This window comes from Sterolibacterium denitrificans, from assembly GCF_900174485.1.
Taxonomy (GTDB): Bacteria; Pseudomonadota; Gammaproteobacteria; order Burkholderiales; family Rhodocyclaceae; genus Sterolibacterium; species Sterolibacterium denitrificans.
In genome coordinates, this window is the sequence record NZ_LT837803.1 from 449,308 (window position 1) to 463,770 (window position 14,463).

At 63.6% G+C, this 14,463-nt stretch carries 12 protein-coding genes; 7 read left to right on the forward strand and 5 right to left on the reverse strand.

Features of this window, described 5'->3' with window-relative positions:
- Window positions 1-7 precede the first annotated feature (7 nt).
- The 3 genes from SDENCHOL_RS01960 to SDENCHOL_RS01970 are packed head-to-tail and all read left to right on the forward strand — an operon-like array spanning window position 8 to window position 5,467.
- Window positions 8-3,160, forward strand: a complete 3,153-nt coding sequence (locus tag SDENCHOL_RS01960) for an efflux RND transporter permease subunit (protein ID WP_154715804.1) — start codon at window positions 8-10, stop codon at window positions 3,158-3,160.
- Window positions 3,153-4,622, forward strand: coding sequence for an efflux transporter outer membrane subunit (locus SDENCHOL_RS01965; RefSeq protein ID WP_231912888.1), 1,470 nt, complete (start codon window positions 3,153-3,155; stop codon window positions 4,620-4,622). The genes SDENCHOL_RS01960 and SDENCHOL_RS01965 overlap by 8 nt, the downstream gene beginning before the upstream one ends.
- Before the next feature lie 26 nt (window positions 4,623-4,648).
- The gene (locus SDENCHOL_RS01970) at window positions 4,649-5,467 is read left to right on the forward strand and encodes an ABC transporter ATP-binding protein (RefSeq protein ID WP_231912889.1); all 819 of its coding nucleotides are present in this window, start codon (window positions 4,649-4,651) and stop codon (window positions 5,465-5,467) included.
- A gap of 18 nt (window positions 5,468-5,485) precedes the next feature.
- Here SDENCHOL_RS01970 and SDENCHOL_RS01975 read toward each other — a convergent pair whose 3' ends face one another.
- The 5 genes from SDENCHOL_RS01975 to SDENCHOL_RS01995 all read right to left on the reverse strand — a co-directional run bounded on the left by SDENCHOL_RS01975 (window position 5,486) and on the right by SDENCHOL_RS01995 (window position 9,811).
- Window positions 5,486-6,097 (reverse strand): response regulator transcription factor, encoded by a 612-nt coding sequence (locus SDENCHOL_RS01975; RefSeq protein WP_154715805.1) that lies wholly within the window; start codon window positions 6,095-6,097, stop codon window positions 5,486-5,488.
- A 163-nt stretch (window positions 6,098-6,260) separates the two neighbouring features.
- The gene (locus SDENCHOL_RS01980; RefSeq protein WP_154715806.1) at window positions 6,261-6,686 is read right to left on the reverse strand and encodes a type II toxin-antitoxin system VapC family toxin; all 426 of its coding nucleotides are present in this window, start codon (window positions 6,684-6,686) and stop codon (window positions 6,261-6,263) included.
- Complete coding sequence (locus SDENCHOL_RS01985) at window positions 6,683-6,925, reverse strand: type II toxin-antitoxin system Phd/YefM family antitoxin (RefSeq protein WP_154715807.1); 243 nt, start codon at window positions 6,923-6,925, stop codon at window positions 6,683-6,685. The genes SDENCHOL_RS01980 and SDENCHOL_RS01985 overlap by 4 nt, the downstream gene beginning before the upstream one ends.
- 700 nt (window positions 6,926-7,625) lie before the next feature.
- Entirely contained in the window at window positions 7,626-8,720 is a 1,095-nt protein-coding gene (locus SDENCHOL_RS01990; protein ID WP_154715808.1) for a porin, read from the reverse strand.
- Between the two features lie 329 nt (window positions 8,721-9,049).
- The gene (locus SDENCHOL_RS01995) at window positions 9,050-9,811 is read right to left on the reverse strand and encodes a Fic family protein (RefSeq protein WP_154715809.1); all 762 of its coding nucleotides are present in this window, start codon (window positions 9,809-9,811) and stop codon (window positions 9,050-9,052) included.
- 686 nt (window positions 9,812-10,497) lie between these two features.
- Between SDENCHOL_RS01995 and argS the strand changes: the two genes are divergently transcribed.
- The 4 genes from argS to SDENCHOL_RS02015 are packed head-to-tail and all read left to right on the forward strand — an operon-like array spanning window position 10,498 to window position 14,415.
- Window positions 10,498-12,273 carry an arginine--tRNA ligase gene (gene argS / locus SDENCHOL_RS02000; protein ID WP_154715810.1) on the forward strand — a complete coding sequence of 592 codons (1,776 nt, stop codon included), beginning with the start codon at window positions 10,498-10,500 and terminating at the stop codon, window positions 12,271-12,273.
- A gap of 1 nt (window position 12,274) precedes the next feature.
- Window positions 12,275-12,913 (forward strand): SPOR domain-containing protein, encoded by a 639-nt coding sequence (locus SDENCHOL_RS02005; protein ID WP_154715811.1) that lies wholly within the window; start codon window positions 12,275-12,277, stop codon window positions 12,911-12,913.
- Window positions 12,914-12,934: 21 nt separating this feature from the next.
- Complete coding sequence (locus tag SDENCHOL_RS02010; protein WP_172954968.1) at window positions 12,935-13,618, forward strand: thiol:disulfide interchange protein DsbA/DsbL; 684 nt, start codon at window positions 12,935-12,937, stop codon at window positions 13,616-13,618.
- Between the two features lie 5 nt (window positions 13,619-13,623).
- On the forward strand, window positions 13,624-14,415 hold the full coding sequence (locus tag SDENCHOL_RS02015; protein WP_154715813.1) for an SDR family oxidoreductase: 792 nt from the start codon (window positions 13,624-13,626) through the stop codon (window positions 14,413-14,415).
- Window positions 14,416-14,463 lie beyond the last annotated feature (48 nt).

Sequence of the window (14,463 nt, forward strand, 5' to 3'; positions counted from 1 at the left end):
AAACCACATGCTCGCCCGCTTCTTCATCGACCGCCCGGTATTTGCCTGGGTCATCGCGCTGGCCATCATCCTGGTCGGCATGCTGGCCCTGCGCAACCTGCCCGTGGCCTCCTATCCGTCGGTCGCCCCGCCCGCCCTGGCCATCTCGGTCACCTATCCCGGCGCCTCGTCCAGAGTCATGGAAGAGACCGTCATCGCCCTGGTCGAACAGGAGCTGAACGGCGTCGAACACCTGGCCTATTTCGACTCCAGCAGCGAGCAGGGTACCGGCACCATCAACCTGTCGTTCGAGGCCGGCACCGATCTGGACGTGGCCATGATGGAGACGCAGAACCGCGTCAAGCGCGTGGAAGCCCGCCTGCCCGACGAGGTGCGCCGCATCGGCGTGCAGGTGTACAAATCGGCGCGCAATCACCTGCTGATCTCGGTGCTGTTCTCGCCCGACAAGACCCATGACAACGTGGCCCTGGGCAGCTTTGCCGCCACCCACGTGCTGGACAGCATCCGCCGCGTGCCCGGGGTGGGCGAGGCGATGCTGCTGGGCACCGAATACTCCATGCGCATCTGGCTCAAGCCCGGGCAACTGGAGTCGTTCGGCCTCACCGCCGGCGATGTGGCGCGAGCGGTACGCAGCCAGAACGTTCAGCTGGCCACCGGCGAGCTGGGCCAGTTGCCCTCCGTCGAAGGCCAGCAGCTCAACGCCATCATCACCACCCACAGCCGCCTGACCAGCGTCGAGGAATTCGAGAACATCATCGTGCGCGCCAACCGCGATGGCAGCACGGTGCGCATCAAGGATGTCGCCAAGGTCGAGCTGGGCGCCCAGGACTATTCGGTGCGCGCCCGCTATGACGGCCAGCCGGCCGTCGGCATCGCCGTGCGCACCACGCCGAATGCCAACGCCCTCGATACCGCCCGCGCGGTGCGCGCCAAGCTGACCGAATTGTCGGCCGGCTTCCCGCCCGGGTCGGTGGATTGGGCCATCCCCTACGACACGTCCAAGTTCGTCGAAGTGTCGATCGCCGAAGTGGTGGAGACCCTGATCATCGCCATGGTGCTGGTGTTCGTCGTCATGTTCCTGTTCCTCGAGAACCTGCGCGCCACCCTGATCCCGGCCATCGTCATGCCGATCACCCTGTGCGGTGCGCTGGCCGGCCTGTACCTGTTCGATTACTCGATCAACGTGCTGACCCTGTTCGCCATGGTGCTGGCCATCGGCATCGTCGTCGATGATGCCATCGTCGTCGTCGAGAACGTCGAGCGCATCATGCGCGAGGAAGGTCTGCCCGCGCGCGCGGCCACGCGCAAGGCGATGGACCAGATCGTCGGCGCCATCATCGCCATCACCCTGGTGCTTACCGCGGTGTTCGTGCCCATGGCCTTCTTCAGCGGTTCGGTGGGCGCCATCTATCGCCAGTTCTCGGTGACCCTGGTGCTGGCCATGGGCTTCTCGGCCTTGCTGGCGTTGACGCTGACGCCGGCCTTGTGCGCCACCATGCTCAAGCCCCATCATCAGCAGCCGCTCGAACAGCAGCGCGGCTTCTTCGGCTGGTTCAACCGCTTCTTCGATCGCACCACGCGCGGCTACCAGTCGGGCGTCACCCGCATCCTGCGGCGTACCGGCCTCTACATGCTGATTTATGTGATCCTGCTTGCCGCCGTGGCGACCCTGTTCGTGCGCCTGCCCAGCGGCTTTCTGCCCGACGAGGATCAGGGCTACTACGTCAGCATGATTCAACTGCCCACCGGCGCCAGCCAGGAGCGCGCCCTGGACGTGCTCGGCAAGGTGGAAAAGCTGTATCTGGATCAACCCGAAGTGGCGCACGTCATCGGCGTGGCCGGCTTTTCCTTCATCGGCCGCAGCCAGAACGCCGGCACCACCTTCGTGCCGCTCAAGCCCTGGAGCGAGCGCAAGGGGGCGCACCAGGAGGCGGGTGCGCTGGTCGGCCGCGTGAATGGTCTGCTGCAGCAGATCAAGGAAGCCTTCATCGTCGCCATCAACGTGCCGCCGATTCCCGAACTCGCGGCGGCGGGCGGCTTCGACTTCCGCCTGCAGGATCGCAGCGGCCAGGGGCGTGACAAGCTGCTCGAAGCGCGCAACATGATGCTCGGCATGGCCGCCCAGCATCCGGCGCTTATGGGCGTGCGCCCGGAAGGACAGGAGCCGGGCGCGCAACTGGAAATCGACGTCGATCGCATCAAGGCCCAGGCACTCGGGGTGGATATCGCGCAAATCAACGAAACCCTGCAATCCACACTGGGCATTGCCTACATCAACGACTTCGTGCGTCAGGGCCGTATCCTGCGCGTGCAGATGCAGGCCGAAGCGCGGACACGCAGCAATGTCGATGAAATCATGCGTCTGACGGTACGCAATCAGAATGGCGGCCTGGTGCGTTTGGCCGAAATCGCCGCGCCGCGCTGGGTGGTGGGTTCCTCGCGCCTGGACCGCTACAACGGCCTGCCGGCGATGAAGCTGGCCGGCATGCCGGCGCCCGGCCGCAGTACCGGCGAAGCCTTGCAGGCGATGGAGGAAATCGCCGCCAAACTGCCGCCGGGCTTCGGCTATGAATGGTCGAGCACCTCGCACGAGGAGCGTGTCTCGGGCACCCAGGCCCCCTTCCTGTTCGCCGTCTCGCTGTTCGTCGTCTTCCTCTGCCTGGCCGCGCTCTACGAGAGTTGGACCATTCCGCTGTCGGTGCTGCTGGTGGTGCCGCTGGGCATTCTCGGGGCACTGGCGGCGGTGCATCTGCGCGGCCTGCCCAACGACGTGTATTTCAAGGTCGGTCTGATCGCCATCATCGGCCTGTCATCGAAGAACGCCATTCTGATCATCGAGTTCGCCCGCGAACTGGAAGAGCAGGGCCGCTCGCTGGTCGACGCGACGCTGGAAGCCTGCCGCCTGCGCTTCCGTCCGATCCTGATGACTTCGATCGCCTTCATCTTCGGCGTCCTGCCGCTGGCCATCAGCAGCGGCGCCGGCGCCAACAGCCGCCACGCCCTGGGTACCGGCGTGATGGGTGGCATGATCGCCGCCACCGTATTGGCCGTGTTGCTGGTGCCGGTGTTCTACGTCGTCATCCGGCGCATCTTTCCTGGTCATGCCCGTCATCACCGCGATGCGGCGGCAGACCAGGCGCAGGAGAATCCGCATGCCTAAACTGATCCGTCGGACCAGCCAACTGGTCCTGCTCATGGCCTTGGCCGGCTGTGCCAGTGGGCCTGATTACCAACGTCCCGCGCTGTCGCTTTTGCTGCCGTCGCAATGGTTTGCCAGCGATGCCGCTGTGGCTGGGGCCGCACCTGAGTCGGTTGCCGCGCTGCCCGACTGGCGCGACTATTTCACCGATACGCGCCTGCAGGCATTGATCGACCAGGCGCTCGAACACAACCGCGATCTGCGGATCGCCACGGCGCGGATTGCCGAGGCGCGCGCCATCCACGGCATCGAGCGTGCCGGGCGCTGGCCGCAGCTCGAAGTGCTCGGCCGGCGCGAAGCGGCGCACGTGCCGGGCGACCTCGGCATGACGGGTCAGCCGCAGTTTTCCCAGCGCTACGACGTGGGCGTCGAACTGCTCAACTACGAGCTGGATTTCTGGGGCCGTGTGCGGCGTCTCGATGAAGCCGCGCTGGCCGGCTACCTGGCCAGCGAAGAAGCGCAGCGCGCCTTTCGTCTGGCGCTGATTGCCGATGTCGCGAATGCCTATTACAGCCAGTGCGAGCTGCGCGAGCGGGCAGTGCTGACGCGTGCGCTGGCCGGAAACCGCAGCGAAGTCGCGCAGCTTTCCGACCAGCGCCGCCAGGCCGGGCTGATGGGCTCGATGGAATATCTGCGCGCTGCCGCGGCCGCCGAAGCCGCGCGCAGCGATCTGGCCGCCATCGAGCAGGCCGGCGCGGCGGCCGATCACTGGCTGCAATTGCTGGTCGGTAAGCCGATCCAGGAGACGGCGGACGCTGCCTCGCCGCTGCCGGCGATTCGGCCACTGGCCGAACAGCAACTGACGCCGCTGGCAGCGGATCTGCCGGCCGACGTGTTGCTGCGGCGTCCCGACGTGCTGGCCGCCGAGCAACGCCTGATCGCCGCGAATGCCAACATCGGTGCCGCGCGTGCGGCCTTCCTGCCGAGTCTGACGCTGACCGGCCTGTTGAGCACGGCCAGCTCCGGGCTCTCGAACCTGTTCGACGCCGGCAGCCGCGCCTGGATCTTCAAGCCGCAACTGCGCCTGCCGCTGTTCAACAGCGGGCGCGATGCGGCCAATGTCGACCTGGCCGAAGCGCGCACGCATGTCGCCGTCGCCGAATACGAAAAGACCATCCAGCAGGCTTTCCGCGAAGTCGCCGACCTGCTGGCCGCCCGCGTCCGGCTGGATGAACAGTTGCAGGCGCAGGAAGCCAATCGGCGTATCCAGCAGGAACGTGTGGAACTGTTCGAGGCACGCTACCGGGCGCAGATTTCCCACTACCTTGAAGTGCTCGACGCCCGCCGCGACCTGCAGCTCGCCGACCAGGCCGCGCTGCAGGCGAAGCGCGCCGTGCTGGCCAATGCCGCGCAGTTGTACAAGGCGCTGGCGGGCAGCGGTGCGGCGGCAGGGCAGACAGATCGGGTGGCGGCGGTAGAATAGGCGCTCTTTCGCAGCAGCGTCCTTGCATGCCGATGTCGATCCCCTCTTCCGCAGAAAATTTCGTCGAACTCCGCGACGTGCATTTCGCCTACGGCGAGCGCCGGATCCTGCGCGGCATCGACCTGAGGATTCCGCGCGGCAAGATCGTCGCCATCCTCGGCGTCAGCGGCAGTGGCAAGACCACGCTGCTGCGCCTGATGGGCGGCCAGTTGCGTCCCGCGCAGGGCAGCGTCAAGGTCGCCGGCAGCGAAGTGCCGCAGCTCGACAACGCCGGGCTTTACGCCCTGCGGCGCGACATGGGCATGATGTTCCAGATGGGCGGCCTCTACAGCGACATGTCGGTGTTCGACAACATCGCCTTCCCGATGCGCGAACTGACCGACCTGTCCGAGGAAATCATCCACGACCTGGTGCTGATGAAGCTGCATGCCGTCGGCCTGCGCGGCGCGGCAGGCATGATGACCGGCGAGCTTTCCGGCGGCATGGCGCGTCGCGTCGCCCTGGCGCGCGCCACCGCGCTCGATCCGCAACTGATCATGTACGACGAACCCTTCGCCGGCCTCGATCCGATCTCGCTCAACGTCATCGCCAACCTGATCCGTACCCTCAACGATGCCCTGGGCGTGACTTCCATTGTCGTCACCTACGACATGTCGGAATCATTGAAGGTCGTCGACTACGCCTACTTCATCCACGACGGCGTGGTGGTGGCCGAAGGCGTGGCCGCCGAAATGTTCGATTCCGACAATCCCTTCGTGCACCAGTTCGTGCACGCCAGGCCCGACGGCCCGGTGGCGTTCCACTATCCCGGCCAGCCCTATGCAGGAGATCTCGGGCTGGCTTGAGTCCGGAGTCCGGCCGGTTCAGGAAGCCGCATCGTCCGCTCCCAGGCTGATGCGCACCAACTGGGGAATGTTGTCGGCGTCGAGTTTTGCCATCATGCGGGCCTTGTGCACTTCCACCGTGCGCACGCTGATGCCGAGCAGTGCGGCGATTTCGCGATTGTGACGGCCGGCGATGACCTGTTCCATGACTTCCTGTTCGCGCGGCGTCAGGTTTTTCAGGCGCCGTGAAAACTGTTCCTGGGTCTGACGGGCTGCGGCGCTGGCGCTTTGCCGGCTGAAACTTTCCTCGATGGCCTGCAGCAGACGCGCTTCATCCAGCGGTTTTTCGAGAAAGTCGACGGCGGCGGCACGAAAGGCCTCGCGTGCCGAGGCCACGTCGCCATGTCCGGTGATGATGATGATGGGCAGCGCGCAGCCGCGCGCCTGCAATTCCCTTTGCAAAGCCAGGCCATCCATGCCCGGCATGCGGATGTCGATGATCAGGCAACCCTGCCAGTCGGCTTGCAGGGCGCCCAGCAGGCTGGCGGCATCGGCGAAGACGGTGGTGCGATAGCCATGCAGACTCAACAGCAGACTGAGCGAATCGCGCACGGCGGCATCGTCATCGACTATGAAAACGGTATTGTTCATGAGATTGTCCCGGCTGAGAGGCTGGGTTGGGGGTTCTTGACTTCAGCGCCTGCCTTGTGAGCGCCGAAGCTGGTCTGCTTCTGGTCATCGGCAGAGTTGCAGCCGGTCAGGGGAAGGACGAGCGCTGCAGCGATCACAGCAATCAGAATTCGGGTCTTGGTTTTCAGTTTCCCAAAAATTGCGCCACACCAGCGCGCTTTGCAGCACGCCGCAGGTCATCGTCCAGGGTCGCCAGGGGAAGATCCTCGCGCATGGCGAGTTCGAGGTACGAGGCGTCGTAGGACGACAGGTTGTAGCGCCGGGCCAGTTGCAGGATGCTCGATAGGGCCTGAACCGAGGTTGCACCGTCGATGCTGATGTCCATGCGGTTCAACATGCCAATGAAGGTCTCGGTGCGGGCTTCGGTCGTCAGTCCTTTCGCCTCGGCGCGTGCGAGGACGTTGGCAACCTCCAGACTCCATACGCCCGGCACCAGAACCCCGGCGCTGGTCATGCTGTCAAGGACACGGGATGCGTATTCCAGATCCACCGTGGCGCCGCCACCGAAATACCAGCGCATGACGACGGAGTTGTCGAGCACGAAGTTCATGCGCGGCCTTCCTCGATCAAGCCCTTGATGTCCACGTCCTTGACCGGATTTTTCGCCATGAAGGCCTTCATTTGCTCAACGGCAGCGGCGGTTTCATGGTGTCTGGCAGTCTTGGCCTGGACCAGATCGGCAATGGCCACGCCCCGGTTCGTGATGGTGTATTGCTTGCCTACTTGCACGCCCCGGAGAAGCTCCGGCAACTTGGTTTTTGCCTCGTAGGCGCCAACTTCGATTTTCATGATGCCCTCGGTCATTGATGATATAAATCAGCACATAGACCAGTGTATAGACTAGTTGCTGACAGGTCAAGACTTTTTGTATCAGGTTCGCGTGACTTGAATTGCCCGTGTGTTCACCGCGCATGCGGGGATGAAGTGGTATTTTGAAATTTCGATAGGTTGTTTTCTGACGGCGCGCTGAAGCCGGGACTCGCCCCGGCGGGCGACCTCCTTTCTTGTCGTGCGACAAGAAAGGAGGCAAAGAAGCGCACCCCACCTCTACGGGTGGCTCCGCCCTTCGGGCTCCTGCCGGTGCGCCGGCCCTGCGGGCTTCCCGAGTTTCGCCGCCGCCGAGCGGCCGGTTTCTAAACTCGCTGCGCTCAGACACACGAAACCGGAAAGCCCCGCTCGACGGCGGCGAAACTCGGCGAGACACAGGGGAAAGGGGGAGTATCTCAACGCGTGGTGGTTGAAAAACCAACCATCAAATCATCGGCTTCGTCATGCCCGTGCAGGCGAAAATCCAGCGGCATGGCCTACCCGACGAAGCGCGCATCGTCGTCATTCCCGCGCAGGCGGGAATCCAGTACGTCCCTGGGTCCCCCGCCTGAGCGGGGACGACGAATGGGTGTATCACACCCGGGCGCATGAAAAAACGGCCGCCCCCGTGAGGGAGCGGCCGTTTTGACTGCTTGCAGTCTAAACAGCGTGTTGCGGCTGATTAGAAGCTGTGGCGGATGCCGATCTGCAGGCCGCTGGGATCGATACCAGGAACAGACCAGTTATTACCGGGCTTGCGAACGGGATTGGTGGCAAAGTTGAAGTTGGCGTTATCCTCGTTGTTGAGACGGGCATAGACCACCTTCAGCATGGTGCGCTTGGACAGGCTGTGCTCGTAGCCGATTTCGAACAGCTTGGCGCCGCTGTCAGCGGCCTTGACGCCATTGTATTTTTCATCAGCAGCCTTGTAGAACTGAGCGATCAGCTTGCCGTTCGGCACGACGTTGTAGGTACCACCGATGCCCCAGACGCTCTGCTTGAAGTCGTAGCCAGCGTTGTCCTTTTCTTTGACTTGATCCCAAACCAGACGAATGCTGGCCACACCGAAGTCGTAGGCGCCGGCGACACGGAGGTTGCGGAGCTTGTCATCCCAGGTGTTCTTCTCTTGCCCAGTGACGTAGGCCAGACCGAGCAGGATCGGGCCGTTGTTGTAGTTCAGGCCCAGATCCCAGGCGCTGGAATTGCGCGGGGAGAGAGCGTTGGCACGCTTGTCTTCGCCGGAAACGTAGGCAGCGGCGGCGCTGAAGCCAGCCATGCTCGGCGTGGTGTACTGGACGGCATTGCCTTGGCGGGTATCAAAGCCGGCGCGGTTGAGCAGCGCCTTGTTGTCGCCGATGCCGGTGGAGCCGGCGTTGACGTCCATAGCCGTGCCTAGGGCGCGGGTCGGGGTGGTCAGGGTGCCGAGCTTGACTTCACCGAAGCCGCCGTTCAGGCCGACGAAGCTGTCGCGCGTGGTGCCGTCGCCGAACAGGCTGTTGCCGCCTTGGTTGCCATCTACATTGAGGCCGGTTTCGAGCTGGAACAGTGCCTTCAGGCCGTTGCCCAGATCTTCCGTGCCCTTGAAGCCGATGTAGGAGCCGTTCGAGGAGACGCGGGTGTAAGAACCGACGTTGAGGGCGCCGCCCGGAAAGCCCGAGGACTTGACCACGTCGAAGGACAGGTCGGCCACACCGTAGACGGTGACGGCGGAGGACTGGGCGAAAGCGCCGGTGGACAGCAGGCCGGTAACGGCCAGAGCGATGAGTTTCTTCTGCATTTGATTCTCCTGTTTAAGAACTTGCTGTAACTCGATGTTGAATTTCGAGATTTTGATTCTGCGTTGCCTCCCTGCGGAGGAAACTGAGATGAATTCTGCCGAACTCACCGGCAGCGGACAAGCAAAAAATCCAGTTTGTGTTGCGTACAAGGGATTTTGTTGTTTTTTTGCAACGGCTGGGTGGGCGAGGCGTCAAAAGACGCGAGAGAGGTGGCCGTGGATTGCCGCGTCGCGGTGTTCTTCGCCGTGATGGGGGTTGGATTGGAGGGCTGTGCTGGAATCCTGCAACTGCGTACAGGATGACGACGGCGGGGATGCGGGGAAACGCCTTATCGGGGCGATGCGTCTGCGGTATCCGGGTGGCAGGCCGCGAGGAATGCCATCATTTCGGTTGCATCACGGTTGAGGTAGAAGCGCACCATTTTTTCGTTGAATTCCTGCGCCCTGGCGGCGGGTACGCTGATCGCGTCGATGCCGTGCGACATGAGTACGCCATTCATCATGAAGCGCGAAGTGCGTTTGTTGCCGTCGAAGAAGAACTGCTGCAGGGCGCCGAACAGGAAGAAGGCGGTGGCCTGCTCGAACGGCGGGCAGGCTTGCAGCGCCGTCGTGCCTTCGTGGAATACCCGGTTCAGTTCGGGTGCGCCCGGCAGCGTGGGCAGGGGGGTATGCCGGCCATGCTCGCCGAGTCCTACATCCGGAGTGTAGTTTTGCTCTTGTCCTTCGCCACGGAATACGCCCCATTCCAGGGCTTCGTTGCGGGCAACGATGCCGTTCAGTTCGGTGAATGTCTGTTTGCGGAGTGAAAATTGGTTGGTCTTGACCATCGCCAGCAACCGCCTGGCGCTTTCCGCCAGGTTGAGGATTTGTTCCTGATCGGAAATCCGGCGGCCGCCAATGGTGATGCCATCGAGCAGTGTCTTGACTTCAGGGAAGGTGACCGGATTGCCTTCGAGTACGCCGGCGTCCCAGACGAACTCCGGCAGCATCCTGTGAAAGCGGAAGCAGACGCGCTCAATCGAGTGCACGGGGAGAGCGGCCGGTAGCGCCAGCCTGTTCCAATGGAATCCAAGCGCATCAAACAGCAACATGTTTACTTCATCCACCATCGGGTCAAATCGTCGAATATCGTCAATGCCTGCTTCAGATTGCCAAGGGAAACGCTGATTAAGTCAAATCCGTTCGGGCTGCGCCCTTCGGCGGTGCTCAGGACAGGCCTGTCGAAGCCCTTGTTCTTACATGGAGTGCCCTTCGACAGGCTCAGGGCGAACGGACCAGTATTTCCCAAGGCGTGGGCGCCCGGCATCGCTATAATGCCAGCTTTGCCGCGCAGGCGGTGTCCAGCCGGTGCAGGACAGTCTGCGATTTTTCGATTCTTTTTCCTGATTAGCAATGAACGTCAGCAGAACTACACATAGGTTCTCGTCATTCCCGCGAAAGCGTACTACTGTCCGGAATAATTTCATGCGAAGAGGCCGTCATCCCCGCGAAAGCGGGGATCCATTGACATACTGGATTCCCGCTTTCGCGGGAATGACGACCAAAGAAAGTCTCCGTGGGATGGCCAAAGGTAGTCCCTGTGGGACGTACATTGCTGACTATTCGTTCTAATGGAAACGCTGATTAAATCAAACCCGTTCGGGCTGAGCCCTTCGGCGGTGCTCAGGACAGGCCTGTCGAAGCCCTTGTTTTTACAGGTGGCGTCCTTCGACAAGCTCAGGGCGAACGGAATAAATCAGTGTTTCCCTAATCAGATTCTTTTTTCTTGTTCCGCATCATGACCGTCGATCCGAAATCCCATCTGGCCGAGTTGCTCGGCGTTGCGCTGGCGAGCGTGGCGCCTGAATTGCGCGAGACGGCGATCCTGCTGGAGCGGCCGAAGCAGGCCAGCCATGGCGATTTCGCCAGCAATCTGGCCTTGCAACTGGCGAAGGCGCTGAAGGCGAATCCGCGCGAGATCGCCCAGCGGCTGGTGCGCGAGTTGCCGGTGTCGCCGTGGGTGGACAAGGTCGAGGTGGCGGGCGCGGGCTTTATCAATTTTCATTTGTCGACGGCGCTGCGCAGCCGCGTGGTGGCCGAGGTGCTGGCGCGGGGGGCGGATTTCGGCCGCTGCCGCATCGGCGGCGGGCGCAAGCTGCAGATCGAGTTCGTTTCCGCCAATCCGACCGGGCCGCTGCACGTCGGCCACGGGCGCGGCGCGGCGCTGGGGGCGAGTCTGGCGAATCTGCTGTCCTTCGCCGGCTGGGCGGTGACGCGCGAGTATTACGTGAATGACGCCGGGCGGCAGATGGACATTCTGGCGGTGTCGACCTGGCTGCGTTATCTGGCCTTGTTCGATGCCGGCTGGAACGAGACGTTTCCGCCGAATGCCTATCAGGGCGATTATGTGGCCGCCATGGCGGCGCAGATCCGCGCGGCGCATGGCGAGCGTTTCGTGCAGCCGGTGGCGGCGGTGCTGGCGGAGGTGCCGGTGCCGAAGGATGAAGTCGGCGACGTGTCGAATCTGGAAGAGCGGCTGGATGCGCTGATTGCTGCCGGCAAGCGGCTGCTCGGCGAGGGCTGGGATTACATCCACCAGTATGCGCTGACCGAGCAACTGGCCGACGGCCGCGCCGATCTGGAAGAATTCGGCGTGCATTTCGACGTCTGGTTTTCCGAGCGCTCGCTCTACGATACCGGGATGGTGGCGCGGGCGGTCGAGCGGCTGGAGGCGAATGGCCACATCTATGTGCAGGATGGCGCGAAGTGGTTCCGCTCGACGCAGTTCGGCGACGAGAAGGATCGCGTGGTGCAGCGCGACAACGGCCTGTATACGTATTTCGCTTCCGACATCGCCTATCACTGCAACAAGCTGGAGCGCGGTTTCGAGAAGATCATCGACCTGTGGGGCGCGGATCATCACGGCTACATTCCGCGCGTGCGCGGCGCGCTGCAGGCGATGGGTTGCGACGGCAGGGAGGGCGGCCCGCTCGACGTGCTGCTGGTGCAGTTCGTCGCGCTGTGGCGCGGCAAGGAGAAGCTGGCGATGTCCACCCGCGCCGGCCAGTACGTGACGCTGCGCGATTTGCGCCAGGAAGTCGGCAACGATGCCTGCCGCTTTTTCTACATGCTGCGCAAGGCCGAGCAGGCGCTGGATTTCGATCTGGAACTGGCGAAGTCGCAGAGCAACGACAACCCGGTGTATTACGTGCAGTACGCCCATGCGCGGGTGTGTTCGGTGCTGAACCAGTGGGGTGGCGATGCGGCTGAACTGGCCGGCCTGGCCGGGACCGATCTCGCGCCGCTGGCCGGCGAGCGCGAGCTGGCGCTGTGCGCGCGGCTGGCGACCTTCCCGGAAATCGTCGAGGATGCGGCCGTCAATTACGCGCCGCAGGTGATCGCTTTCTATCTGAAGGATCTGGCCGGCGATTTCCACAGTTATTACAATGCCGAGCGCATCCTGGTCGAGGATGCGGCGCTGCGCGCTGCGCGTCTGGCGCTGGCCGCCGCCGTGCGCCAGGTGCTGAGAAACGGCCTGGGCATCCTTGGTGTTTCGACTCCGGAGAGCATGTGACATGACCCGCAAAATTTCTTCATCTTCGCGCCGGCCGGCGCAGCGGCAGCATCGCGGCGGCACGCTGATCGGCCTGTTCGTTGGCCTGGTGATCGGTCTGCTCTGCGCCTTCGGCGTCGCCTGGTATCTGCAGAAATCGCCGCTGCCCTTCCAGGACAACGGCATGCAGGAGCGCGTTGACGTGACGCAGCCGCCGGGCGCGCCGCTGCAACTGCCGGGCCGGCCCGGACAGAAGCCGGTGAATGGCGGCAAGAACAGCGCAGAAGGGCAGCGCTTCGAGTTTTACAAGATCCTGCCCAGCGGACAGATGACCCCGTCGCCGGCTGGCGAGGCCGGTGCCGGCGCGCCGTCCGCGCCAGCGCCGGACGGTTCCGATGCCTCGGCGGCCGGGACGAATGCCGTCTATCTGCAGGTCGGCGCCTTTCAGAAATCCGCCGATGCCAACAACCAGAAAGCCAAACTGGCGTTGATGGGTTTTGAAACCAGCGTGTTCGAGGTCGAGACGCCCGACAGGGGCACCCTGTACCGCGTGCGCGTCGGCCCCTTCGCCAGCCCCGAGGAAATGAACCTTGCGCGCAACCAGTTGTCGGAAAGCGGCATACCTGCCAGTATCGTGAAGGTCAAGAATCAGCCGCAGTAAATGGAGAGTCTGGAGAATCCCATGCAAAAACCCGCCCGTTTCCTGTTTCGCTTCTTCGCCGCCTTCTGCCTGGCGCTGGGCCTGGGACTTGCCGGCAGCAGCTTCGCCGTCGAGCTTCAGGAAGGCAAGAACTTCGTCACTTTGCCGCAGCCGCAGCCGACCGAGGCGAAGGGCAAGATCGAGGTGACCGAGTTTTTCTGGTACGGCTGCCCGCATTGCTATGAATTCGAGCCGACGCTGAATGCCTGGGTGAAGACCTTGCCGGATGACGTGGTATTCCGCCGCGTGCCGGCGGATTTCGGCCGCTGGACCGGCGGTGTCCGGCTCTATTACACGTTGCAGGCGCTGGGCGTGGAAGAGCGCCTGCATGCGGAACTGTTCAACGCCATCCACCGCGAGCGCCTCAACTTCAACAGCCAGGCGGCAGTGGGCGACTGGCTGGCGAAAAAAGGCGTCGACCGCAAGAGGTTCGATGACGCCTATCGCTCCTTCACCGTGCAGGCGAACATCAGCCGCGCCCAGCAACTGACGCGCAGCCACGGGCTGGACGGCGTGCCGGCCGTCATCGTTGGCGGCAAATACCTGACCAACAACGTGATGGCCGGCGGCTACGAGCCGCTGCCGGCGATCATGAACGCACTCATTGCCCGCTTGCGCGCGGGGGGTGCGCAGGGTACGGCGGCTACGGCGAAAAGCGGCAAATAAGCCCGATGCCGACCGAGGCAGCAGCGTTACGCATTTTCATCACCGGCGCTTCGACGGGTATCGGCGCGGCGCTGGTCAGACAGTATGCGCAGCAGATCGGCAGCGCGGGCGTGCTGGGTCTGGTCGCGCGGCGGCATGATGCGCTGCAGGATCTGGCGGCGAGCCTGCCCTGCCGCTGCCTGCTGTATCCGCTGGACGTGCGCGATGCCAGCGCGCTGGCAGCGGCGGCCGAAGATTTCATGGCGCAGGCCGGTTTGCCGGATGTCGTCATCGCCAATGCCGGCATCAGCGTCGGCACGCTGACCGGGGAAGCGGCGGATTTGCCGGTTTTCGCCCGCGTGCTGGAAGTCAACGTGCTGGGCATGGTGAATACCTTCCATCCTTTCGTCGGCGCCATGCGCGCGGCGCGGCGCGGTCAACTGGTCGGCATCGCTTCGGTGGCGGGCATCCGCGGCCTGCCGGGGGCCAGCGCCTATTGCGCGTCCAAGGCGGCGGCCATCAGCTATCTGGAAGCGTTGCGGGTGGAGCTGCATGGCAGCGGGGTGACGGTGACGACCATCCTGCCCGGCTATGTGGCGACGCGGATGACCGCCACCAATCCCTATCGCATGCCGTTCATTCTGCCGGCCGAGGAAGCCGCGCGGCGCATCGCCCGGCTGGTCGCGCGCAAGGTCAGTTATGCGGTGATGCCCTGGCAGATGGCCATCGTCGCCAAGCTGTTGCGCCTGCTGCCGAACGGCGCATTCGACCGCCTGTTTGCCCGCGCCAAGCACAAGCCCCGGCAGTTGCCGCTGTAGCTCGCCCGGTGATAGATTGGGCCGCCAGAATACGCGGCACGGAGATCG